Raw genomic sequence first — 23042 nt, forward strand, 5'->3', positions numbered from 1 at the left:
CCAGCGGCAGGCCCCCACGGACGTAGCCGTGAGAGATTAGCCGGTCCCGCTGCATAGTCCGGCGCTCGGCCTCCGTGAGGTCGGCCAGCGCGTCCTCGATCGCCCGCACTAGGGCGGCCCAAGCGTCGCCACGGGCTGCGCGGTGATAGGCGAGCGCGATCCTTTCCGCCTCGGTGAGACGGATTTCAACAGGCGGCTCGTTGGGAGAGGCGTGCATCTCGCGTCCGGCTCCTGCTAGAACATAACAGGAACAAACTGCATCTCGACGAGTGGTTCAATCGATACGGCCAAGTTTGCAAACGAGCCGGTGGACGCCTGTGGAGTGAGGGGTAAAACCGTAGTGCCGACGCGGCTTTACCGCTTCCACTGTACAGACGGGTACGATCTGGTCGCAGACCTGCGCGGACGGCGTATTCCGACGGTCGCGCTGGTGCGGCTGCACGCGGAACGGGTCGCCCTCGATCTTATGTCCCGCGCCGCGGGCACTGATTGGTCGGCATGGTATGTCGAGGTCTACGACGAGAGAGGCCATGCGGTGCTGGCGAAGGCCTTCGCTGAGGTTCGGTGCGAGCGCCGAGCAGGTGCAATCAGAGGAGGGCGACCATGGCGATGAAAACGACGTTCCTGGTGCAGACTTTCGTAATCAAGCGGAAGCGGTTGGTGCCGGGCGATCGCGAGGTATCGCCGACCGAAAGCCGCGCGCTGAAGTAGGCCGAAGCCATGGGTGGACGGATGCCGGGGACGGCCGCGCTGAAGGTCGTGGCAGACGACGAGACGGGCGAGCTCGAGGCAGCGACAATCCTGGGGCAGGTCGGCGAGGTGCCGGAGGATTTCGCGTAAAGCCTGCAGGGCGGCTGAGGCGAGCGGCTAGCGTCGACGAGACGCTCTGAGCCCGGAGAGCACGGGCGACGGCCGCAGGTGACACCCGAGCCCTAGCCCGCTGCCCCGGGCACGCCTATCCCGTCCGGCCACCACACGCCGGATCCCATGCCAGCCGCACCAGCCGTTATCCCCGCCGACCCAAAACTCTGGCGCAAGGGCTTCCTCGACCTTCGACCAAGCGTCGTTCCGTGCCCAGACCTGACTGCACAAAGCTGGGCGAGCGTCCACGAGAAGTGCGTCGATTTCCTCGATCGATGGGCGGAAGAGGCCGCCGGGCTCGGCTGGACCACGCTCGACCTGTTCGGCGTGCATCGGCACGTTGGTCTGATCCGTTTCGACTACTGCGGCGGCGTCGTCATGTCGGGCGACAAGGTGTCGGCGATCACCGCCAGCCGGATCGCCTTCGTCAACACGGCCCACTATCGCGATACGCCGGGCCGGCCGTCCGGCGCCGTGCCGATCTGGCTGTTCGGCCGGTGATGGGCGAGATCGAGATCGCAGTGGGGCGAATTCTGCCGTTCGCGGCGGGCCTCGGCGTGGACGAACTCGCCCTGCGCCTCATCGTCTTGGTGGTCTGGACGGACAGCGTTGAGCGGACGGTCGAAGAGAAGGCTGTCGAAATCCGGCGGCGGTTGATGCGAGCAGCGGGGGCCTAAGACGCAAAAAGCCCGGCTCGCCATGATGGCGGCCGGGCTGATAAACTCAATGAAAAGATAAGTTCATGTGTGGACGAATCTTCATCGTGAGAGCCTTCCGAGCTGAGAGTAGATCTTCACGGAGTTTTGATACATTTTCATGCTGTTGCTCGTAATTATCATCATGAACAGATCTTAGAGAAAGCCGTCCCTCTCTAGAGATCAAATCGTATTACTGATCGACGATTGATTTTACGTATGGAAATATTTCTGGCGGAAACAGAAACTCAGCTTAAAGTGCGGCATATGCTGACTTATGAAAATCGGGATTTGATAATCTTTGATCGCTATCCTCGAATAGTGCCACCTCAGACGTTTTCATGGCTGCTTCATAGGCAGAAAATCTTCGATCAAATATGTCTGCCATAAGCTTGTTGCGTGCAGTTTCCGACTGCCGCTCTGCGGCAGCGGCTTGGCGCCGTCCGAGCTTCAGGGTCACGAACACCGCGACGCCAGCTGCCGTGACTGTTGCGATAGGCCCCGCAAAATCCTTGAAGAACTCGTAGGCGGTCACTTGCTGTCGACCTTTCGCGATGTCGGCCGGGCTACCGGCATGCTTGGCACGAGGCTCTACGAGGCTCAAACGAAAAACCCGCCGCGGCGCGAGCCGGGCGGGTGAAGGTGGATTCCTCGGGGGGAAGATGGTGAGTGAACGGCCCGCAGGCCGGACGGTTCCGGTCTACCGCTTCGCCGCCCCGCCGACGATGAGCCCCACAAGGCCAGCGATCAGCGCGTAGACGGCGCCCAGATCCTGCGGTTCGACGAGCGGGCAGGTCACGGCGCCGCCTTCGGCAGGATCTCGAACTCCAGGGGCTGGAGCACGGAGATGATCGACCAGCCAAGCGCCCGCTGCAGCGGGTTGCAGTCATAGGCAATTACGCCGCGCAGCACGCCCTTCCCCGGCATGGCGTCGATGGGAATCACTGGGCCGATGGTTTCTTCCTCGCGTCCGAGATCACCGTAGGCATCGAAGTGTTCGGGCTCGTAGTCGAGGCGCCGGCCGGCCCCAACCACCACCGCCAGGTGATCTTGCACTGGCGCTTACGCTCGCGAATGCCGTGGATCAGCAGCCGTTCGCCGAACCGTACCCTTAGAGGTCAATCGACGGAGTGCGGAGCTGCATCCGAAAGACGTCGATCGCTTCCTGCGACAGCACTGCGCCTGAACGTTCCGACTGCCCGCCGGTTCTCCCAGCATGACAAAGCAGGACACCGAATGACCTCGAACGACATCCCTTCGCCTTCGCGCCGCCAGATCGTCGGCGCCGTCGGCACGGGTCTCGCCGTCGCCGCGGCGGGCGCCGCGCAGGCGCAGGAGCCGTCCGCCGCGACGGGGCAGCCACTCACGGACCCCATCGGCAAGTTCCCGGCGCCGCCGTTCAAGCGCCAGTCGCAACCCTGGCCGGGCCTCGCCGGCCGCATGGACCCGAAGCCCGACCATGGCGAGACGAGCTATCGCGGATCGGGGCGGCTCGCCGGGCGCAAGGCCCTCATCACCGGAGGCGATTCCGGTATGGGCCGGGCGGCGGCTATCGCTTTCGCCCGCGAAGGCGCGGACGTGGCCATCAACTACCTTCCGGACGAAGAGCCGGATGCCCGCGAGGTCATCGATCTGATCAAGGCGGCCGGCCGCAAGGGCATTGCCATTCCGGGCGACCTGCGCGACGAAGCCTTCTGCCGCGACCTCGTCGCGCGCGCCGTCGAGGGCCTCGGCGGCCTCGACATCCTCGTGAGCAATGCCGGCCGCCAGCAGGCCCACGATTCGATCCTCGACATCTCCAACGAGCAGTTCGACTGGACGATCAAGACGAACATTTACGCGCCGTTCTGGATCATCAAGGCAGCCCTGCCGCATCTGAAACCCGGCGCAACGATCATCGCGTCGACCTCCGAACAGGCGACCGATCCGACGCCGGACCTCTACGACTACGCCCAGACCAAGGCCGCCACGACGAACTTCGTGCGCTCGCTCGGCAAGCAGCTCGCCAAGAGGGGTATCCGCGTCAACGGCGTGGCGCCAGGCCCGATCTGGACGCCGCTTCAGGTTTCCGGCGGCGCCTCCATGGAGAAGCTCGAGAAATTCGGTGCGCAGACGCCGTTCGGCCGCCCCGGTCAGCCCGTGGAACTCGCGGGGATCTACGTGCAGCTCGCCTCGTCCGATGGCAGCTACGCGACGGGACAGGTTTACGGCGCGGCCGGCGGCAACGGTCTGCCGTGAGCGGCGACCGCGCCGTCGAACCTCGAGGCCGGAGGTATCTGGGGCATCCGCACACCCGGATCGATGGGGATGCGAAGGTGACGGGGGCGGCGATTTACGCTTCCGACGTCCCTCTGCCGGGCCTCGCACATGCGGCCCTGGTCACCAGCACCATCGTCCGCGGCCGCATCATCGGATTCGAGCTCGAAGCGGCGAAATCCATGCCCGACGTCCTCGGCATCTTCACCCATCGCGACTTCGCTGGGGCGATCCGCCCCGTCGATCACCTGATGGCCGGCGGTTACGCGAACTCCTCGCACCTACCGTTAGGCTCCGACGCCATCGCGTATGCCGGCCAGATCGTCGCCGTCGTGGTCGCCGAGACCCGACAAGCGGCTCAGGCCGCCGCTGCACGGGTCCGGGTGGCCTATGACGAGAGCCCGTTTGCCGCCGGGTTCGACGAACCAGGCGCCGAGACCGTGCGTCTTGCCGACCTGAAGCCCGATCATCACGATCCCCGCACGGGCAATGCCGCCGTGGCCATGACGAGTGCGCCCGTGCGCGTCGAGGCGCGCTACGAGACGCCGGTGCAGCACCACAACCCCATAGAGCTGTTTACCACCACCTGCGCCTGGGACGGGCCGCACCTCACCGTCTACGAGCCGACCCGCTACCTCGGGGCCGTCCAGCACGGGCTCGCCGCGCAGCTTGGCCTCGATCCGGCAAACGTCCACGTTGTAGCAAGCCTCATCGGCGGCCACTTCGGCTCGAAGTTCGCCCTGGCGCAGTACACCGCGCTCGTCGCCCTGGCGGCCCGGCGCCTCGATCGACCGGTCTCCCTCGTTCCAACGCGGCGCCAGTGCTTCACCATCGCCAACTACCGGCCAGAGACCCGCCATGACATCCGCCTGGGTGCGGAGCGAGACGGCCGCTTCACCGCTCTCGTGCATGAGGCGAAGGTGACCACCTCGCGCTTCGACCCTTTCGCCATGGAGGGCACGGACGTCACGGCGAGCCTCTATGCCTGCCCCAACGTGCATACTGACGAGCGCGCGGTACGGATCGATTGCAACACGCCGGGGCCCATGCGGGCACCGCCCGAGGTGCCCTACCTGTTCGCCCTTGAGAGCGCCGTTGATGAGATGGCCCATGCCCTCGGCCTCGACCCCATCGCCCTGCGCCGTCGCAACGACACCGGCACGGACCCGATCAGCGGCAAACCGTTCTCGTCCCGCCCTCTCATGGCGTGCTTCGACGCGGGCGCGTCGGCTTTTGGCTGGGAGCGCCGCCGCGAGCCCGGAACCCTGCGCGCGGGCCCCTGGCAAGTTGGCCTTGGCTGCGCGAGTTCCGTACGCCCGGTCAAGATTTCGCCGGCCACCATGCGAGTGACTCTTCTGGCCGATGGCACCGCCTTCGTGGAGACGGCGCATCACGAGATCGGCAACGGGATCGGGACCCTGCTCGCCATGGGGGCCGCCGACGGGCTCGGACTCTCCGTTGAGGCCGTCACCGTGCGCCTTGGCGATACGACACTGCCGCCCGCCGGCCTGTCGGGCGGGTCATCGACGACAACGAGCCTGATGCATACCTTGGCCCTCGGCTGCGAGGCGCTTCGAGCCCGCTCAGCGGCCGTGGCCGTCACGCCCGGCAGTCTCCTCGCCGGCTGCGACCCGGCGCATCTGCGATTCCACGCAAAAACCCTGGCGGCGCCGGACGGGCGGTATGCGCCGTTGAGCGACCTTGTGGCAGGCAGCGGCGGCGACCGCATCACGACACTGGCCGAGTTCGTCCCGCCAGGCAGCGGGAAAAAGGCCCTCGACGCCATGCGGGCCGGGCGGATCGCCCTGAAGAGCGGAGGCGCCGATACGCTGTCTTGGGCCTTCGGGGCGCAGTTCGCCGAGGTGCATGTGCATGGCGAGACCGGTGAAATCCGGGTGGCTCGCCTCACGGGCGCCTTCGCGGCCGGCCGCATCCTCAACCCGCTGACGGCCCGCAGCCAGCTCGTGGGCGGGATGCTGTGGGGACTCGGCTCGGCGCTGCTCGAGGAAACCGTGGTTGATGCCGGGCACTACCGCAACGACGACCTGGCCGAGTACCTCGTGCCGACCTTCGCCGACACGCCGGCGATGGAGGCCATCCTAGTGCCGGACGCGGATACGGAGGTGAACCCGCTCGGCCTGAAAGGCTTGGGCGAGCTCGGCATCATTGGCGTCAACGCCGCGATCGCCAACGCTGTGTTCAACGCTACCGGCAAACGATTGCGGCGGCTGCCAATCCGAATTGAATCACTCGAATAGCGTGCTTGTTCGCCCGAAGGCACGACGCAGCCCCGCGCCTGAAGGTCTGCGGGGCTTTGGTTGTCCGGATAACTGCAGAGGGCCCAGGCCCGTCTCGCCTCAATAGGTCGCGAAGATCTCGGCGATGGCGGCGGGGTCGCGCGTCGTCGTGAGGGCGAGCGCGAGCAGTATACGGGCCTTCTGCGGGGTGAGGTTGTCGGCGCTCAGGATGCCGCGTTCGGCGAGCCGGGTGGTAAGGGGGACGACTCCACTTCCTGCGCGCGTCGACTGCACGACGATGACGCCCGCGGAGACCGCATCTTCGAGGGCATCGGCTTCCGCTGGCGGGGTCATGCCAGGCGCAAGACCAGCGGAGACGATGCCTCGTGCTCCAGCGGCGACGAAGGCCCGCACCGCCGTGCCGTCGGCGTCGGCATGGGCATAGGACACGTCCACACGCGGGAGCGTGGAGCGGTCGCGGATATCGAAGGGTGTCCCGGGGGCATGACGACGCTCGGAGCGGCGATAGTAGTGCACCGCCGCGCCGTCGATCTGCCCGAGGGCGCCGAAATCGAGTGTCCGGAACGTCTGCAGCCGCGCCACCGAGGTTTTGGTGACGTCTCGGGCAGCTTGGATCTCATCGTTGAGCACCACCAGCACGCCCCGGCTGTGTGAGGCAGGTGCTGCGGCGGTGCGCAGGGCGGCCACGAGGTTCAGTCCCGCATCGCTCGAGAGGGCGCTGATTGGACGCTGGGCCCCCACAAGCACGACGGGACAGGCCACCGTCAGGGTAAGGCTCAGGGCGTAGGCCGTCTCCTCTAGGGTGGCGGTACCATGGCCGATGACGATGCCGGCAAGATCGGGGTGCTCGCAGGTCAGCCGCTCGCACAGCCACACCAGATCGCGCCACTCTGAAAAGCCGATCGCGGGGCTCGCCACCGCACGGAACGGCACCGCGACGACGTCAGCGACCGTGCGCGCCTCGGGAACCCGGTCGAGGATCGCATCGGCCGTCAGGCGAAGGCCCGTGGCGGTGTAGTTGAGGATGTCGAGGCTGTCGGTACCGAGGGACGAGATCGTGCCCCCCGTACCGATAAACGCCACCTTCGATCGGTTCGACATTCTGTGCTTCTCCGCCCACAGCGCAGGATAGGAAGGTCGAGGCCCGGCCGGCTCCAGATCGCAGGCATGAACCGGGCACTTGATGCTTGCATGCACGATCCCTGCCGAGGCGCTGGATATGCTGCAAGCCAAGGAACCGAGGCCACTGCCCACCCCTCTGCTGCTCGAGACCAGCCTCGGATCGAACCAGGAGGCAAAGTGGCGCGCCGCACTGGTGGCCACCATGCCCGACGAGGCGATCGTCTCCGGTGGCGATCACGCCCACGTCCTCCGCGACGTCGAGATTGCCATCATGGCGAACCCGCTTCCTGGATCGCTCCGGTATCTTGCAAGCCTCCAGTGGGTGCAGAGCCTATGGGCCGTAATCGATGCCCTCCTTTGGGATGCGATCGTGCTGGTCGGGCGCCTCGTCGATCCGTCCCTCGCCAAGCCGCTCTCCGTTTGCAGCGGAATCCGCTTCAGATACGGCGAGTCCCCAGCGCCGATGGCCGAGCTCATCATCCGTAACTACTGCGCGAGAGCTCTCCCGAAAGATCCACTCGTCGTCCTGTCTGTGCGACAGAGGGACAAGCGCCGGGCCAGCCTCGAGCAAGAGCAAACTTTTAGCATCCAAATGCGCCGATCGTCGGGCCATCGCGGGCAGGACTCGGCTGCGCCCCCGTCTCCGCTACAGCAATCGCCGAACCGGCCCAATCTAGCTGCTTGAACATGATAAATAGACTGCTAGAGTAAATCGATTTTACAATACGCCAAACTCGTCATACGAAAAATGTGTGATCGATTTACATCATGCGGGTTCAAACGCCATGATGCACTTGGCGGGAGCGAACTGATTTTTTTACTCCACCCCGGGGCTCCTTGACCTGACCGGCTGGCTTTGGACCGGGCTGATTGAGAGGATCAGCCAGGACCGAAGGAGTTCAACATGAAGCGAGGTCAGAAGGCGGGTGCGGAACAGGTGGTTCTGAAGCTGCGCCAGATCGAGGTTCAAACGGCCCAGGGCAAGAGTTTGGCCCTGGCCTGCAAGGAGGCCGAGCTCTCCGAGCAGAGTTACTATCGCTGGCGCAAGGAGTACGGCGGCCTGCAGATTGATAGGCCCGTCGGATGAAGGATCTGGAGCGCGAGAACGCGCGATTGCGCCGGCTCGTGGCTGACTTGTCCCTGGAGAAGCAAGTGCTGGCGGATGTCGCCTCGGGAAACTTGTAGCCCCGGAGCGACGCCGGCAGGCAGTCGACGCGATCCAGGAGAAGTACGGCCTCTCGGAGCGCCACGCCTGCCGGATCGTCGGCCAGCACCGGGGCACGCAACGCTACGTGCCGACGGTGCCGGCTGACGAGGATGCGCTGACCCGCGCCATCGTTGCCTTGGCGTCCGAGTACGGGCGCTCCGGCTACCGCCGCGTCACCGCGCTGCTGCAGGCGGCGGGTTGGCAGGTGGGGAAAGACCGGGTTCAGCGGATCTGGCGTCGTGAGGGGCTCAAGGTTCCGCGAAAGCATCGGCCGCGAAGCCGGCTGTGGTTGAACGATGGCTCCTGCGTGCGGCTGCGGCCTCTCCATCGCAATCACGTCTGGGGCTTCGACTTTGTCCAGGGTCAGACCCATGACGGGCGAAGCCTGCGTATCCTGACGCTGATCGACGAGCACAGTCGCGCCTGCCTGGCGCTCAAGGTCGCGAGGCGCATCAACAGTCTGGGTGTGATCGAGACGCTGGCCGATGCGATGTGTATGCGTGGCATCCCAGAGAACATCCGCTGCGACAATGGTCCAGAGATGATCTCGAAGGCTTTGCGGAAGTGGGTCGCCAAAACCGGCCCGCAGATCCAGTACAATGCACCAGGATCGCCGTGGGAGAATGGCTCTTGTGAGAGCTTCAATGGCAAGCTGAAGGACGAGTGCCTACGCCAAGAGATCTTATACTCGCTCAAGGAGGCACGGACCGTGATTGGGATCTGGCAGAATACCTACAACCGCGTTCGACCGCATTCGTCCTTGGGCTACCGGCCGCCCGCGCCTGTCACCTTCCCGGATCTGGCCTTCCGGCTACCCATGGCCGCTACCATGCAGTAGCCTCTCAATCGGCTCGGTCCAAAATACCAGTCAGGTCAGCACATTGAGGAACGCGATCAGGCTGCCAGTCTCGACCAGCGTGTGCCCGACGGTCTGTGCAGAATCAGGCAGCCTGAGCAGCTTGTCGACGACCCGCATCACGCGCCCTGCACATGACGAGCAAGCACGGCGTCGAGGTCGTCACGGTGAAGCAGCGTGCGCCCTTTCAAACGGACACAGGGCAGCGTTCCATCCTTGATGCGACGCCAAACGGAGCTGCGGGATACGCCGAGATACTCGGCGCCCGCCTCAATGCACAGTGCGGCAGGAGCGGGGAAAAACTCTGAATTTCGGGCGGTTTTGATCGATGGCATGGACGGGCCTCACTGATGGGAGAGGCCTCATTACTGTCCCATGCAGCGCCATAGCGTCTCGGGACGAATTCCTGCGCAGAGAATATGTCAGGTCGGGTTGCGCCGTCTGGCGCGCCGATAGCGCTGCTCTATCGCGCTGGGCGCCACACTTAGAAGCTCACCCATTAGCCCTTCCTGGTTGTCGAGATGCGAGTGAACCTCAGTCCAGTTGGCTGACCCTTTGGTTCCTTTGCGATCGAGATCGTGGGCGATGGCAATCACAAGCGCATCAAGGCCGGGCTTCGGTTTCGGGCCCGGTTTCTTCCGGGGACGATCAACGCCGAACACGCGATAGATGAGGCGGGCAAGCGCTGTCGGGCGTCGGAGCTCTCTGAGCGCGCCTGCCGGGTCCTCGCCATGAGCAAGAGCCCAAGCAGCCACCTGGCCCTCAAGCTCTGATACAGATTTTGGAGGTCGGTGCGATTGGATCGCTATAGGAGACAGGGGACGGGATTTTTTCGTCGCTCATGACCGCCACCACCCGGCAACGAATTCGACAACGAATGCTCCGGGGCCAACACAAATCGAAGTTAAGTGCTTAAGATAGTTGGCGCGCCCTACGGGAATCGAACCCGTGTTTTCGCCGTGAAAGGGCGACGTCCTGGACCGCTAGACGAAGGGCGCTGGTCGGAGCGAGGCCTCTATAGGCGGGATCGGCGGCGGGAGCAACGGGTGTTTGCGGACAAGTTTGCCGCTTGACGAAAAGGCCGGTGGCCGGTTTGTCGCGGAACATCGGGGCGGGCGTTTCCCGCACCTCTCCAGAGACGGCGGACAGCACCCCATGACCACGCGACGCGACGGCCCGCCGGGCCGGCAGACGAGACGGCCCGGTCCCAGCGGCGACCGCTTCCGGCCCCGGCCGTCCGGACCGGAGGGTGACCGCGTGGTGCTCTACGGCTGGCACCCCGTCGCCCAGGCGCTGGCCAACGAGGGGCGCCGCCTGCATCGGCTCCTCGCCACCGAGAACGCCATGGCACGCCTGACGGAGGAGATCGGACAGCTTCGCATCGATCCCGAACTGGTTCGGCCGAGCGCCATCAACGCCCTCCTCGGGCCGGACGCCGTGCACCAGGGCCTCTACCTCGAAGCCGACCCGCTGCCGGGCCCCGACCTCGACGACCTACCAGACGACGCCCTACTCCTCGCCCTCGACCAGATCACCGATCCGCACAATGTCGGGGCCATCGTCCGCACGGCCGCCGCCTTCGGGGTCGCCGGGATCATCACCACGGCGCGCCATTCGCCCACCGCCACGGGCGTGCTCGCCAAATCCGCCTCGGGCGGCCTCGAGCACGTCCCCCTCGTCATCGTGCGCAATCTCTCCGAGGCGCTGATCGAGCTGGGCGAGCGCGGCTTCACCCGCATCGGCCTCGATTCCGACGCCGACACCGACCTCGACACCATCGGTCCGAAGCGCCCGGCGGTGATCGTGCTGGGTGCCGAGGGCAAGGGTCTGCGCCAGCGCACCCGAGACAATTGCGACGTTTTGGCCCGGATCCCGTTCCGGGGCGAGATCCGGAGCATCAACGTGTCGAACGCTGCGGCCATCACCCTCTACGCCCTCAGCGTCGGCCGCTGAGGGCTGCCATTGGCGGCCCGAAGGCTCCACCTCACCGCCAGAACGGCTTCACGTCCATGAGATCACCATGGGCCTCCGCCGCCTTGGCGAGGAGGGCCTTGGTCGAGGCTTCGTTGTCGGCCGCCGTCAGGCCGGCGGCAAACAGGGTCTCGGCCGGGACACCGGACCCGTCATGGGTGAGTCCCGCCAGGACCTCGTGGGCCGTCGCCATGTCGTTCAGGGCGCCGAGATGGTCCTGCAGGTCCGACAGGGCCGAGACGAAGGCCTTGTGGCGCTTCTGCCGCTTGCCGTCGGCATAGAGGCTGGCGAAGAACTCGGCGCCGTAGCGCAGTTTCTTGCCCTCGATCCGGACACGGTGACGTGCCTCGGAGTCGATCCGGTCGAGGTGGCGTCCACGCTTGCGGATGCGGCGGCGGGCGCGGTCGAGGATGTCAGCCGCGAAATCCTCCGCCGGAGCGTCGCGCACCGGCGCGTCCGTCTGACTGCGCCACGCCCCCGTCTCGATCCAGGCGGCGACATCGAGGATCAGGCTGCGCCAGGCCGGCGATTCGAGGGTGGCGATGACGGCATCATGCGCCCGGTCGCGCTCGGCCTCGAGCCGGGTGCGCAGGTCGTTCAGGCCGGCTTCGTCGGGCCGCTTCTCCAGTTCCGCCGGCAGGGTCGTCTCAAGGAACACGTCGAGGTTACGTGCCCGCCCGAACGGTTCGGTAACGCGTTTGATCTCGTCGCGCAGGTGCGCCGTCGCCGGGTCGCCCGCGAGGATCGGCTTGAACAGGGTGAGGGCCGAGCGCAGGCGCCGCAGGGCCACGCGGATCTGGTGAAGCCCTTCGGGATGGCGCCGCTGGAGGAACACGTCTTCGTTGAGACGCAGGTGATGCAGGCAGGCCTGGGCGATGGTCCGGAACGCCTCGCCGGCCGTCGCCTCCGGCGCGAGGCGGACGGCGCCGGACTTGCTCGACTTGCGCAGGGTGCCGTCGAGGAGGCTCCAGCCGCGGGCGCTCTTGCTCAGGGCCCCGAGGCGCAGGGGCACGGTCTCGGCGAGCGCCTGGGCGAGGCCGAACAGGTCGCCGGGCTTACCCTCCTCGAGTTCGAGCTCGACCTCGCAGAGGGGCACGTCGCCGCCCTTCGTCTCGATGCGCCCCTGGTCGAGGGTCACGAAAATCAATGAATCGCCGTGGACCACGAGGCGGGTGGTGCGCTCCACCACGGTCGTGAGGACGGGTTGGAGATCGGTGTCGGACAGGTCCGCCAACAGCGCCGGCACCGGCGTCTCGGCCAGGCGATCGAGGTCGGGCCTCTCCCCGGCGATCTCGCCCTCCCATTCGGCGCGGTCGAACAGGCCCGCGCCAGACGCAGCCGCCTTCACCGTCTGGACGCGGCGCTCGCCCTCCCGGCGGACCCGCAGGGTCAGGCCCGCCCGACGCAGGTCGCCCTTGGCCGTGTCGAAGTAGATCGAGGTGAGAACCACCGGCTCTGGCGTCCCGTCCGCCTGCAGCAGGGGATGGCTCGCGAGGGCGGGGAGGTCGGCGACCCCGCATTCCAGCTTCAACTCGATCTCGCGCGGCGTGGTCATGGTCTGTCCTGCTCTGGCGGCCGGCTCGGGAGGCCGGACGATGCGACCTCAAAGCCGTCGTCCGATGTCCGTTCCCGGGCAGGATCGGCCCCCGTTCCCCATTCATGCAACGGGCGGGCACGCCGGCGCGAGGCGAACGCGCATGATTTTCGTTCGCGGACGCCGTTTTGTGGTGTAGCGGACGCTGTCCGCGCCGGTGAGACGCACTGCGGGGCATTGAGTTTTGAGTTTGGGCATGACGCGGGACCGGATCAGGGCCGATCGCCTCCTGGTCGAGCGCGGCCATTTCGAGAGTCGGGCGCGGGCGCAGGGCGCCATCGCGGCGGGCCTCGTGCGCGCCGATGGGCAGGTCGTCGCGCGCGCCTCAGACCTTCTCGATCCGAATGTGCGCATCGAGGCCACAGCCCCGCATCCCTTCGTCTCGCGCGGCGGTCTCAAGCTCGTCGCCGCCCTCGACGCCTTCGGCTTCGATCCGACGGATCTCGCCTGCCTCGATGTCGGCGCCTCCACAGGCGGCTTCACCGACGCACTCCTCGGGCGTGGCGCCGCCCATGTCTATGCCGTCGATGTCGGGCGCGATCAGCTGCACCCGTCCCTGCGCACTCATCCGCGGGTGACGAGCCTGGAGGGATGTGATGCCCGCAGTCTCGATGCAACGACGATCCCGGTGGCCCCGATGCTGGTCGCCATCGACGTGAGCTTCATCTCGCTGCGCCTCGTGGTGCCGACCGTGGCGAGGCTGATGGGGGAGGACGCGGCGCTGGCAGCCCTCGTCAAACCGCAATTCGAGGCTGGCCGCGAGCGGATCGGGCGGGGCGGCATCGTCCGCGACACCGCCATCCACGAGGCGGTCTGCGCCGAGATCCGGGACTTCGTCGCGGCGGCGGGCTTCACGATCCTCGGCCTCATCCCGTCCCCCGTCACCGGCGGCGACGGCAATCGCGAGTTCCTCTTGGGAGCGCGCCGGAAAGCAGTTCCATGACCGACTCCCCTGCGACCGCCGATAGGGTCACCATCGCGAAGCTCGGCGCGCGCGGCGACGGCATGGCCCCGGATGGCACGGCCGTCGCCTACGCCCTGCCGGGCGAGCGCGTCGCCATCCGTCGCGAGGGGGCGCGTGGGCAGCTCCTCGCCGTCGAGGTGGCCTCGCCGGACCGGATCGCGCCGTTCTGCCCGTATTTCGGAACCTGCGGCGGCTGCGCCGTCCAGCACTGGGCGCCCGAGCCTTACGCCGCCTGGAAGCGGGCGCTGGTCGGGCAGGCCCTGTCGCAAGCCGGCCTCGACGCCGAACCCGAGCCGCTGCAGGACGCCCATGGCGAGGGACGCCGACGCCTGACGCTGCATGTGCGCGCCGGGGAGGGGGGTGCCCGCGCCGGCCTCATGGCGGCCCGAAGCCACGACCTCGTCGCCATCGATCATTGCCCCATCACCGTCCCGGCGCTTCACCGGGCGCCCGCCGTGGCGACGGTGCTCAGTGCGCCCCTCGGCCACGGCCGCAAGCCCCTCGACGTCGCCTTCACGGCCACCGATGCCGGGCTCGACGTCGACATCCGGGGCCACGGTCCCGTGGCCGAGGGCGTGAGGGCCGTTCTCGTGCGCCTCGCGGACGAACTCGACCTCGCCCGCCTGTCGCTGCACGGCGAAATTCTCGTCGAGCGCCGCGCGCCGGTGATCGAGACCGACGGCATCCGCCTCGCCCCCCCGCCGGGCGGGTTCCTCCAGGCGACGCAGGCCGGTGAAGCCGCCTTGACGGCCCTGGTCCTGGCAGCCCTCGACAAGAAAACGAAGCGCGTCGTCGACCTATTCGCCGGCAGCGGCCCGTTCAGTCTGGCCCTGGCCAGGCGCTGCGACGTCCATGCGGTGGAGGGCGAGGGGGCGGCCCTCGCGAGCCTGGACCGGGCCGTGCGCGCCACCCCGTCCCTGCGCCGGGTCACGACGGAGCGGCGCGATCTGTTCCGGCGCCCGCTCCTGCCCATCGAACTCGATGCCTACGATGCGGCGGTGTTCGATCCGCCCCGTGCCGGGGCACAGGCCCAGGCCGCCCGCCTCGCCGAAAGCAAGGTGCCTCTGGTGGTGGGCGTCGCCTGCGATGCCGGCACCTTCGCCCGCGACGCTGCGACCCTGGTGGCGGGCGGCTACCGCCTGGACAGCGTCACGCCCGTAGACCAGTTCAAATATTCGAGCCACGTCGAGGTGGTGGGGGTCTTTCGCCGAACCGTCGTGCGCCGGCGGCGCGCCTCCCTGGCATAAGAGCACCTTGGCACGAGGCCGCTCGACAACCGCGGGGCCGCCCCTAGGTGGGAGGCCATGCGCATCACCTCAACGATCTTCGGCCTCACCCTCGCGCTCGCATCGCCCGTACTGGCGACCCCCGCCCTGGCGGATCCGTGCGGCGATCTCATCGACCGCGTCGGGGCGGCGACGGAGGCGACCGTCGTGCGACGCACCGCCGACTTCGCGGAGTTCACCACGCGCGACGGAATCGGCCTGACCCTGGCCTGCGACGAGCTTTCGGCCGCCGGCGCCCAGTTCAAGGGACAGACCCTGCCGGACGCCTATTTCACCCTGCTCGGGAAGGCCGGGCACGCCGTCAACGGCCTGCCCGCAGAGGCCATCGCGGAGGCCGGGCGCACGGCGCGGGCGAGCGCCGAAACCAAGCGCCACAGCCAAATCGATCTCGGCAAGGCCCTGGTGACCTGCTCGCTGTCGCGTATGAGCGACGTCCCGGTCACGACCTGCGCGGCCATCGACAAGGACGACAGGACCTGAGGGTCCGAACGCAAACCATCCCGTCGAGCCCCGATCATCGACCGGTCTCGCCGTGCCCCGTCGCGGGCGTTGCGATGGGCCGTTCGCTCAGCTCGATCCAGCCCGACGCGGCCGATCCATTTCCAAATCGACACCCCACCCTGGATATTCGAATGACGGCCAAGCCTCGCCTCTTCACCTCGCCCTCGGCTTTCCCGAATCCGCAGCGGCTGCGCCTCTTCCTGCACGAGAAGGGTATCGCCGATCAGTTCGAGGAACACGTCTACGACATGGCTCCCGGTGGCGAGCAGAGGCAGTGGCGTCACCTGAAGATGAACCCATGGGGCGAGACGCCAACCCTTCGCCTCGCCGACGGCACCATCCTGTCCGAGACGGCCGCCATCGTCCGGTATCTCGATCAGGGGTTCCCCGGCCGGCGCATCATGGGCGAGACTCCGATGGAGCAGGGCCTCGACACGATGTGGGACAACCGCATCTGGGTCCACGTCCTGTACCGGATCACCACGATGTTCCACGTCCTGCATCAGGGTCTCGGGCCGAAGCTCGAACTGACGCACAATCCGGCCTGGGGTGAGCATTGCCGCAAGGAGGCCCTCGCCCATGCGGGACTGGTGAACCAGCATCTCGCCGACGGCCGTGACTGGATGCTCGGCGGGGAAGCACCGACGTTCTCGGACATCACGCTGGCGACGGCCGTTGCCTTCTCCAAGTTCCCCGTCAACGCGACGCCCCTGGACGAGCGGTTCGAGCACCTCGACGCGTTCTGGCGGCGTTGGCAGGAGCGGCCGGCATTCCGAGCCGCCTACGCCGACGGCAACAGCGGCGTCGCGGAACTCGACGGTTCGCGGTAGGCCCGCCGGAGGCTGATCCGGCATTCGGATCGGCCCCGACACATCGCCCGTGGGGCACCACCCTCACGACCGCATCGTGAAGACCATGAAGCCGGAATAGGTGACGGCCGCGGCCATCCAGAGCCAGATTGTGGTGTCCATGATCCGGGGTTAGGGTCGTGCTGCAGCGCGGTCGATTGGGCGGAGTGCCGCTGCGTCGTTTCTCGGGTCGCGGTGGCACCTCCCGCGTGCGCGCTTCGCCCCATCATCTGGAGCCGGGCGTTTCGTGGGGTTCCCTAAGACCTTGTTAACCATGCGGCGGTGATCGTCGCGCCACAACGCAGCCGACCGGGGAGCCGATGCGCCGTTCGATCCTCGCCTGCTTCGTCGCATCGGCCTCCGGCGCGATGGGCGTCACGTTCGCCCTCTCGGCCCACGCGCAGGAACCCTTGCTCCTGCGCATCAAACCCCTCGGCGAGGCACCGCAGGACCTCGGCGCCGGTTCGGGACCGACGTGGGAGGACGAAGCTCGCCAGGCGAGGGCCCGGAACGAGGCGGTCTGGGCGCGGGCGGAGCGCCGGGCCAACATCGCCATCGCGTCGGTCTGCACCGGCTGCCTCGTCCCAACCAAGCCCCACGCCGAGCATCCGGCCGCCATCGCCACCGGGTCGGCCGCCCCGGCCCTCCCTGCCACACCCGTTCCCATTGCACAGACAGGTACCCCATGACCCAGTCCCATCCGACCAGCGGTCCCGTCGCCGATCCAGCCTGCCCGGTCTCCCTCGATCTCCTCGGAGAGGTCTATCGGGCCGATGCGGACGACCTGCCCGAGCTCCTGGCGACCATCTCCGAGCCGACCCGCTCGAAACTGGCGGTCTACCTCTACGGCAAGAGCCACATGCACCAGCTCGGCCTCACGGTGGCCCGGGCCTGCGAACGCGAGGACCTCGTGCGCGTGGCCGGCGAAATCGGCTCGGTGGTCTTCGGCCAGTCGCGCCTGAAGCCCGCCCGGCCCGCCGTGCCCACGGAAGCGGCCGCCGCCCCCGCCCGCAAGATCAGCCTCGCGGGCGCCCCGGCCAAGAAGATCAGCCTGGGCGGCTCCGCCGCCAAGGGCCGCTCGTTCGACTGAGATCATTAGCCCGCGCGGCGCTCGCCCGAGGCCGAACCCCGCCGTTCCCAAAGGATCGACCGGAGTTCGGCGGGCGGCCCGGCGGTTCGCGGAAGGGCCAGAATGTTCGGTGCGTGGTGGAAACTCGGTCTCGACGCGACCCTGCTGGCGATGGAATCCCAGCAGGTGATCGGCCTGCGGCTGGCCAAGCTCGCCGCAGGCGGACAGGCCGCTGAGGCGGAGGCGCACCGGATGGTGAGCGAGAAGATCGCGGCGGCCGGCGAGGCGGCCCTGCTCATGGCGACGGGCGCTTCCACGGCCAAGGTCGTGGCGGGATATCGCCGGAAGGTACGCGCCAACGCACGGCGCTTGTCGAAAAGTTAGGCCGCATCGTTTCGCCGGCGCGGCGGCGGGGGACAGTGGATTCGGGCGTCAACATGGTTAACTCCCCGTTAACCATCCGCTTCCATCGTCGGCCCAGACGTCACGAGGAGACTGCGATGCCACCCTTCGAACAGCAGGTGCGAGAACGCGCCTATTTCATCTGGGAAGACGAGGGCCGCGTGTTCGGCCGGGCCACCGACCATTGGCTGCGCGCCGAAGGCGAGCTGCAGGCCAGTCGGCCGCTGCATGTCCAGGCGGTGGAGACCGAGACGGATCTGGCGCCGCGCCCCACCCGTACCCTGAAGCCAAAGGCCGGCACCCGGAGCGCCGCCAAGGCTGTCGCCGCCACGGTGGAAGCCGCCAACGACGTAGCGAAGTCGACCAAAGCTCCAGCGACCAAGGCCCCCGCGGTGAAGGTCCCGGCCAAGACGGCCCGGTCCACCGCCGCCAAGACGGCTTCGATCGGGACGGCTTCCACCGAAGCGGCCGCAACCGAAAAGACTGTCACGAAGAAAACTGCAACCAAGGCCGCTTCGACCAAGGCGACGAACACCAATGCCGCCCCGGCCTCCACGAAGGTCACGGCCGCCAAAAGCCCGTCTTCAAAGAGCACCGCCACGAAGGCTAAGACCGCCGCATCCCGCGCCAAAACCTCCGGCATCGAATCCGGCATCGTCATGCACTGACGGCACCACCCTTCCGCGTGTCCCTCGAAGCCCGCCGTCCGACGAGGACGGCGGGCTTCGCCGTTTCGCGGACCCGGGCGGGAACACGCGATCCGAGCGTGGCGTTGACGCGCCGAATCACGGCGGGGGACGCGACGCCCCGGCGCGCACCGCGAGATCGATCATGAGAACCGCCCGGCCAATCCTCGTCGTCCTCGCCCTCGTCGTGCCCGTTGCAGCGGAGGCAAGGCCTTATGGCTACGGTGCCGCCGCGGCTCCCGGAGCGTTCGAGACGACCGCCGGCATTGGCGGCCGTGCCCCGTGGAGCCAGCCCTACGAGTACGATTCCGGTAGCGACAACGATCGCCGCCCCGAGCTGCCTTACTACCAGCAAGGGCGTGGTCAGCAGACCGGCGGACCCGCCCGCAATCTGCTGCCCGACGACGGCTTCCACATCTTTCCGCGTTGAAGTGGCGGGAGGTCCGGCCTCGACGAGGTTGGGGCCGGACACGCGACGAGAATCAATCCCGTGACGGCCGAGTCGGAGGGCCTCAGGGCGTCCTCGTCTCGGCGCCGGCGATTAACCGACTTGGTGCGGACACACGACCTGAGACCCAAAAATTCGTGTCGGCTATGGATAGACGGCAAAAAGGGGGTGGCGCCTCACCGGAACATGGCGTAGCGAGCCGCGCGGGATTAGCCTGATCACAGCGACGGATTCGCGGACCCATGCTCCAGTCGGCCCTTTCGAGCGAGACCACCGAGTTTCCCTGCGAGCAGACGACGCTGCAGGACCAGATCGACGCGGCGGTCCGTGACCGCTCGACCCCCATCAGCCGACTCCTGCGCCTGATGTCGGCACTGGACGCCGATACCAGTGCCAATCAGAACCTGCGCCACCAGCTGCGCGCACGGATCGGCGCGCCCCTGAACGCCTGATGCCCGGCCGCGACCGGCCATTCGGCCGGTCGCGCGCAGCCTCTTGGCGTCAGGGCAGGACCCAGGCGCAGCGGGTCTCGTCGCGGATGACGAGGCATTCGAACGGCGCGCCGCCCACCATCGCCCTGTGCTCTGCTACGCCGACGCGGTCACGCGAAACGAGCCGGCAGGCCGGATGGCTGGGCAGGCGCGAGATGGCCGAGGCGTGATCGGGGGCGCCGTCGCCCATGAGCACGCGAAGGCCGACCAGGGTTTCGCAGGCGACGACCGATTGGCTGTCCGGCGCCGAATCAGCCGTGCCTCCCCCGGCCAGCACCAGGAGCAGCGTTGCGAGATATTGGGCGGAACGGCTCATCGTGAGGGCTTATCCTTCGCGGCCTTGCCGGCATCGGCCGTCCCCCGGCGCGCGGCGCGCCCCGGCTCGGGCAGGGTAACAGAACCAGCGACCGTCCATTGGCAAACGCTGGTGGTGCGAACCGCAACGCAATCGTAGGCGCTGCCGTCGAGGGCGGTGTGATCCGCCAAGGCTGTGACGGCGTCGCGCCCGAGGATCGCACATCCGAGGTGGTCCGCCTTGCTGTCGGACAGGAGTGCTGCCGTCTTCACCGGATCGGCGCCCGTCTGCCGCAGGAGGATGCGGAGATTGGCCAGAGAGGCGCAGCCGATGACGGGCGGCGCCGCGGGAGCCGACAGTGCCGGAAGGGCGGAGCTTCCCAGAATCACGGACAGGAGCGTCGGAAGAGCGAAGCGCATCCTACCTGCGTATCACGCACGGAATCGCGGCGGAACAGGAGGTTCAGCCCGGTCGCGCCAGCTTGGCAAATCGCTTCACCGCCCTGTCTCGGCGTAGGCGCGACAGACGGTCGATCCAGAAGATGCCGTCGAGCTGGTCGACCTCGTGCTGCAGGCACGCGGCGCGGAATCCCTCCGCATTCTCCTCGTGCACGGAACCGTCGAGATCGTGGAAACGCAGGCGCACATGGGTGGCGCGGTCGACCCGGTCAGTGACGCGCGGCATCGAGACGCTGCCTTCCATCTGCGGCGCCCGCTCGGGCGAAGCCCACACGATCTCGGGGTTCACGTAGGTCACGGCCGGTTCGTCGGGCTCCAGGCGCACCACCATCACCCGCTGAAGGAGGCCGAGATGGGGCAGGGTGAGCCCCAGGGCCGAGACCACCTTGAGGGTTTCGAACAGATCCTCCGCCGCCGACCGGAGGGCCGCGTCGAAGGCGAGGACGGGCGCGGCCGGCAGGCGAAGGCGTGGATCGGGGAAGAACAGGAGGGGTCGGGCGGGCACGATGCGGCTCCGGTGATGGGCGGTTCAGCGGCGGGGTCTGGCGTGGGCCTTGCGAGTTCCTAGGGCCGCCCCCGTGGCGGTTTGTGAAACGAAAGGAGACCGGATGGCGCGCAACGGACACGAGACGAGCCCCCTGACCGCACGAAACGCGCGAAATCGCCTGCATGAGCGCGCCGAGATCATTCTGCTCGGACTGACGAGCGTCCTTGGGCTGCTGTGGGCCATTGTGCTGGTGACCCGTTTCCACGTCCCGCTCAGTGGGTTCGGGCAGTCCCTCTGGCTGATGCGCTGAGGGCCTCCACCCGACCCGCGGATCAATATTCCCACTCGGCGCCGACGCCGACGGCCGTGCGCCCGTCGCTGCCGGCCTCGCCCTGGATCTTGATCCGGCGCGTCACGTCGTAATCGACGGTGGCCGCCGTGTCGGCGGGCTTGGCCCCGGCCTTCACCCCGACGCTGAGCTTGTCGCTGAGATAGCGCGAGGCCCCCACCGCCGGGCCGCCGCTCGCCCCCGTGGAGATGTCGAGGCTGTCGAGGCCGAGGCCCTTACGCGCCTGCTCGAACACGTCGACGCCCCCGGCGCCCCCGGAGAACTGGGCCACGGCCTGGGCGAGCTGAAGTGCCTGGAACGGCGACAGGCCGCCGGACGCCTTCTTGAACAGGAGGCGTGAGAGCACCTCGTCCTGCGGCAGGGACGGGTCGGAGGTGATCGTGAACGCGGGCTGGCTCGCCGGGCCGGTAACGGCGATGCGGGCCGTGATCTCGGCGGCCTTGGTCTCGGCCAGGAAATCGAGGTCGGGCTGCGCGATCTCACCGCCGAAGGTCAAGCGGCCACGGGTGAAGTCAAGGCGCTGCCCGACTACGCTGAGGCGGCCGCGCCGCATCTCGAACTCGCCCGTCGCCACGGGGTCGCGCGAGGAGCCGGTGAGGCGTAAGGCGCCCCCGAGTTCGGCGTCGATGCCCCGCCCGCGCACGAAGATGCGGTTCGGCGCGTTCACCGCCACGTCGAGGGTGGCGTCAAAGGGCACGGCGGCCTTGCCCCGCCGACGTCCGGCCGCCGCGACGGCGGCCTTGCGGTCAGCGCGGGCGGCGAGGCGTACGCGGACCTCAGGCGGGGTGTTGACGTGGCGCACGCCGTCGAGGGGCTTCACGCTCGCCGGCAGACGATCCGGCACCGTGACGTCGACGGAAACGAGATCAACGCGCCCCGAGATCTTCGGCGTGCGGGCCAGGGGACCGCTCAGGGCGAGGTTCAGGCTCGCCACCGCCGTCATGAGCGGGCTCGACACGAGTTCGGCCCGCTCGGCGGTGAGCCGGAGGCTCCCAGGAAAGCCCGACGCAGGTTGCAGGGCGACGCGACCGTCGGCCCGCAGGGTGCCGCCGTTTCGGGTCAGCGCCGTCAGCCGCTCGACCACCAGGGTATCGCCGCGCCCCGTGACCCGGCCCTCGACGTTCGTGAGCCGGATCCCCTGGAGGGGATCGGTGAAGGACCCGCCGGTGAGGGTCGCGGCGCCCTCGGCGCGGGGCGCCGCGAGGGTGCCGGTGACGCCGGCGTCCAGGGCGATGCGGCCGGCGACGCGCTGCCCGCCGACGCTGAGGAGGGAGTTGGCGAGCGCCGCTTCCAGGGTGCCTCTCAGCTTGAGGGCGATGGTGCCGCCGGCCGCCACCGGCACGGAGCCCGAGACCGTCATCTCGGCGCCACGCCCCGCCGAGACCCGGCCCTCGATGCCGGCCCGGCCTTCGGACAGGGTGCCGCTCGCCTTCGCGTCGATGGGCGGCAGTCCAGCCTTGCGGGTCTCCGGCGTCACGAGGCGGGCGACGGTGAGAGCGTAATGCCCGTCCGGCCGCTCCGTCGTTCCGCGCAGATCGGCCTCGCCGTCGAGGGTTCCGGTGAGGGCGAGGCCGGGGGAGGCGATCCGCACGAGGGCAAGGGGCACGGCGCGCAGGGCGAGCTTGAGATCGAGGCGGGGGCCGGCGCGCCCCGACAGGGCGACCCGGCCGGCACCGGCAGCGATGACGAGGTTGTCGATGAGGGCGCCGCCGTCCGCGAGCGTGATGGTGGCGGGACCGGCCAGCGCGAGGCGATCGCCGCCGCGCGCGGCGGAGAAGCGGGCGAGTTCGATCCGGGTCCGATCCGCCGGCACGAGGCGGGCGGCGCCGTCGAGGTCGAAGCCCCGCGCCTTGGCGGTGAGGGTGATGTCGCTGGCGCTCGGCGTGCCCACGGCGACGAGCCGCACGGTGTCGGGGGAAACCCTCGACACCGTGCGGC

At 68.1% G+C, this 23042-nt stretch carries 27 protein-coding genes, 1 tRNA gene and 2 pseudogenes; 20 read left to right on the forward strand and 10 right to left on the reverse strand.

Translation table 11 applies throughout. From position 1 onward, the window contains the following. Positions 1–340: 340 nt before the first annotated feature. The 4 genes and pseudogenes from MFF01_RS22140 to MFF01_RS06430 all read left to right on the forward strand — a co-directional run bounded on the left by MFF01_RS22140 (position 341) and on the right by MFF01_RS06430 (position 1538). Positions 341–613: a DUF6894 family protein gene (locus MFF01_RS22140; protein WP_373319662.1), complete on the forward strand. Its 273-nt coding sequence runs from the start codon at positions 341–343 to the stop codon at positions 611–613. After that, positions 604–840 (forward strand): annotated as a pseudogene (locus MFF01_RS06420) (hypothetical protein). The gene MFF01_RS22140 and the pseudogene MFF01_RS06420 overlap by 10 nt, the downstream one beginning before the upstream one ends. A 147-nt stretch (positions 841–987) precedes the next feature. Next, complete coding sequence (locus tag MFF01_RS06425) at positions 988–1362, forward strand: hypothetical protein (protein WP_238223157.1); 375 nt, start codon at positions 988–990, stop codon at positions 1360–1362. Beyond that, positions 1362–1538 (forward strand): hypothetical protein, encoded by a 177-nt coding sequence (locus MFF01_RS06430; protein WP_238223158.1) that lies wholly within the window; start codon positions 1362–1364, stop codon positions 1536–1538. Before MFF01_RS06425 ends, MFF01_RS06430 begins: the two co-directional genes overlap by 1 nt. Positions 1539–1809: 271 nt before the next feature. Here MFF01_RS06430 and MFF01_RS06435 read toward each other — a convergent pair whose 3' ends face one another. Together MFF01_RS06435 and MFF01_RS06440 are read right to left on the reverse strand one after the other, a co-directional pair. Beyond that, complete coding sequence (locus MFF01_RS06435; RefSeq protein ID WP_238223160.1) at positions 1810–2091, reverse strand: hypothetical protein; 282 nt, start codon at positions 2089–2091, stop codon at positions 1810–1812. Positions 2092–2351: 260 nt separating this feature from the next. Continuing rightward, entirely contained in the window at positions 2352–2612 is a 261-nt protein-coding gene (locus tag MFF01_RS06440) for a hypothetical protein (RefSeq protein WP_238223161.1), read from the reverse strand. 180 nt (positions 2613–2792) lie between these two features. Between MFF01_RS06440 and MFF01_RS06445 the strand changes: the two genes are divergently transcribed. Further along, a complete protein-coding gene (locus MFF01_RS06445; RefSeq protein ID WP_238223162.1) occupies positions 2793–3794 on the forward strand; it encodes an SDR family oxidoreductase in 1002 nt (333 codons plus the stop codon). Positions 3795–3871: 77 nt separating this feature from the next. Next, positions 3872–6070 carry a xanthine dehydrogenase family protein molybdopterin-binding subunit gene (locus MFF01_RS06450; RefSeq protein ID WP_238223163.1) on the forward strand — a complete coding sequence of 733 codons (2199 nt, stop codon included), beginning with the start codon at positions 3872–3874 and terminating at the stop codon, positions 6068–6070. 99 nt (positions 6071–6169) lie between these two features. Here the strand turns inward: MFF01_RS06450 and MFF01_RS06455 are convergent, their stop codons facing one another. Next, complete coding sequence (locus MFF01_RS06455) at positions 6170–7171, reverse strand: asparaginase (RefSeq protein ID WP_238223164.1); 1002 nt, start codon at positions 7169–7171, stop codon at positions 6170–6172. A gap of 118 nt (positions 7172–7289) precedes the next feature. Between MFF01_RS06455 and MFF01_RS06460 the strand changes: the two genes are divergently transcribed. Continuing rightward, the gene (locus tag MFF01_RS06460) at positions 7290–7877 is read left to right on the forward strand and encodes a Rossmann-fold NAD(P)-binding domain-containing protein (RefSeq protein WP_238223166.1); all 588 of its coding nucleotides are present in this window, start codon (positions 7290–7292) and stop codon (positions 7875–7877) included. Between the two features lie 219 nt (positions 7878–8096). Next, a pseudogene (locus MFF01_RS06465) lies at positions 8097–9237 on the forward strand (IS3 family transposase). A gap of 137 nt (positions 9238–9374) precedes the next feature. On the opposite strand, the gene MFF01_RS06470 reads toward MFF01_RS06465, so the two are convergent. Both MFF01_RS06470 and MFF01_RS06475 read right to left on the reverse strand, forming a co-directional pair. Continuing rightward, a complete protein-coding gene (locus tag MFF01_RS06470; RefSeq protein WP_238223170.1) occupies positions 9375–9590 on the reverse strand; it encodes a helix-turn-helix domain-containing protein in 216 nt (71 codons plus the stop codon). 587 nt (positions 9591–10177) lie between these two features. Beyond that, positions 10178–10253, reverse strand: a tRNA-Glu gene (locus MFF01_RS06475). Between the two features lie 157 nt (positions 10254–10410). Here MFF01_RS06475 and rlmB point away from each other — a divergent pair. Beyond that, positions 10411–11208: a 23S rRNA (guanosine(2251)-2'-O)-methyltransferase RlmB gene (gene rlmB, locus MFF01_RS06480; RefSeq protein ID WP_238223172.1), complete on the forward strand. Its 798-nt coding sequence runs from the start codon at positions 10411–10413 to the stop codon at positions 11206–11208. A 31-nt stretch (positions 11209–11239) separates the two neighbouring features. On the opposite strand, the gene MFF01_RS06485 is transcribed toward rlmB, so the two are convergent. Then, positions 11240–12781 carry a CYTH and CHAD domain-containing protein gene (locus MFF01_RS06485; protein ID WP_238223174.1) on the reverse strand — a complete coding sequence of 514 codons (1542 nt, stop codon included), beginning with the start codon at positions 12779–12781 and terminating at the stop codon, positions 11240–11242. 235 nt (positions 12782–13016) lie between these two features. Here MFF01_RS06485 and MFF01_RS06490 point away from each other — a divergent pair, with 235 nt between their 5' ends. From MFF01_RS06490 to MFF01_RS06535, 10 genes are all read left to right on the forward strand, one after another. Then, the gene (locus tag MFF01_RS06490; protein WP_238223176.1) at positions 13017–13763 is read left to right on the forward strand and encodes a TlyA family RNA methyltransferase; all 747 of its coding nucleotides are present in this window, start codon (positions 13017–13019) and stop codon (positions 13761–13763) included. Further along, entirely contained in the window at positions 13760–15031 is a 1272-nt protein-coding gene (locus MFF01_RS06495) for a class I SAM-dependent RNA methyltransferase (protein ID WP_238223178.1), read from the forward strand. The genes MFF01_RS06490 and MFF01_RS06495 overlap by 4 nt, the downstream gene beginning before the upstream one ends. Positions 15032–15088: 57 nt before the next feature. After that, positions 15089–15550 (forward strand): hypothetical protein, encoded by a 462-nt coding sequence (locus tag MFF01_RS06500; protein WP_238223180.1) that lies wholly within the window; start codon positions 15089–15091, stop codon positions 15548–15550. 152 nt (positions 15551–15702) lie between these two features. Further along, positions 15703–16401: a glutathione S-transferase family protein gene (locus MFF01_RS06505; RefSeq protein WP_238223183.1), complete on the forward strand. Its 699-nt coding sequence runs from the start codon at positions 15703–15705 to the stop codon at positions 16399–16401. Between the two features lie 338 nt (positions 16402–16739). Then, positions 16740–17108, forward strand: coding sequence for a hypothetical protein (locus tag MFF01_RS06510; protein ID WP_238223184.1), 369 nt, complete (start codon positions 16740–16742; stop codon positions 17106–17108). Continuing rightward, positions 17105–17509, forward strand: coding sequence for a hypothetical protein (locus tag MFF01_RS06515; RefSeq protein WP_238223185.1), 405 nt, complete (start codon positions 17105–17107; stop codon positions 17507–17509). The genes MFF01_RS06510 and MFF01_RS06515 overlap by 4 nt, the downstream gene beginning before the upstream one ends. Before the next feature lie 102 nt (positions 17510–17611). After that, a complete protein-coding gene (locus MFF01_RS06520) occupies positions 17612–17872 on the forward strand; it encodes a hypothetical protein (RefSeq protein ID WP_238223186.1) in 261 nt (86 codons plus the stop codon). Positions 17873–17988: 116 nt separating this feature from the next. After that, positions 17989–18558 carry a DUF2934 domain-containing protein gene (locus tag MFF01_RS06525; protein WP_238223187.1) on the forward strand — a complete coding sequence of 190 codons (570 nt, stop codon included), beginning with the start codon at positions 17989–17991 and terminating at the stop codon, positions 18556–18558. Between the two features lie 163 nt (positions 18559–18721). Continuing rightward, positions 18722–19006: a hypothetical protein gene (locus MFF01_RS06530; RefSeq protein ID WP_238223188.1), complete on the forward strand. Its 285-nt coding sequence runs from the start codon at positions 18722–18724 to the stop codon at positions 19004–19006. Positions 19007–19266: 260 nt separating this feature from the next. Next, positions 19267–19476: a hypothetical protein gene (locus MFF01_RS06535; protein WP_238223189.1), complete on the forward strand. Its 210-nt coding sequence runs from the start codon at positions 19267–19269 to the stop codon at positions 19474–19476. Between the two features lie 49 nt (positions 19477–19525). Here the strand turns inward: MFF01_RS06535 and MFF01_RS06540 are convergent, their stop codons facing one another. From MFF01_RS06540 to MFF01_RS06550, 3 genes are read right to left on the reverse strand one after another with little or no spacing between them, the layout of a single operon-like run. Beyond that, positions 19526–19831: a hypothetical protein gene (locus tag MFF01_RS06540; RefSeq protein ID WP_238223191.1), complete on the reverse strand. Its 306-nt coding sequence runs from the start codon at positions 19829–19831 to the stop codon at positions 19526–19528. Further along, complete coding sequence (locus MFF01_RS06545; RefSeq protein ID WP_238223192.1) at positions 19828–20229, reverse strand: hypothetical protein; 402 nt, start codon at positions 20227–20229, stop codon at positions 19828–19830. Before MFF01_RS06545 ends, MFF01_RS06540 begins: the two co-directional genes overlap by 4 nt. A 43-nt stretch (positions 20230–20272) precedes the next feature. After that, positions 20273–20773, reverse strand: a complete 501-nt coding sequence (locus MFF01_RS06550) for a peptide deformylase (RefSeq protein ID WP_238223193.1) — start codon at positions 20771–20773, stop codon at positions 20273–20275. A 103-nt stretch (positions 20774–20876) separates the two neighbouring features. On the opposite strand from MFF01_RS06550, the gene MFF01_RS06555 reads away from it, so the two are divergent. Next, positions 20877–21065, forward strand: coding sequence for a hypothetical protein (locus MFF01_RS06555; protein WP_238223194.1), 189 nt, complete (start codon positions 20877–20879; stop codon positions 21063–21065). Between the two features lie 22 nt (positions 21066–21087). Here MFF01_RS06555 and MFF01_RS06560 read toward each other — a convergent pair. Beyond that, positions 21088–23042: translocation/assembly module TamB domain-containing protein (locus MFF01_RS06560; protein WP_238223195.1), on the reverse strand; the 1955-nt coding region annotated here is incomplete at its 5' end.

This window comes from Methylobacterium adhaesivum, from assembly GCF_022179065.1.
Taxonomy (GTDB): Bacteria; Pseudomonadota; Alphaproteobacteria; order Rhizobiales; family Beijerinckiaceae; genus Methylobacterium; species Methylobacterium adhaesivum.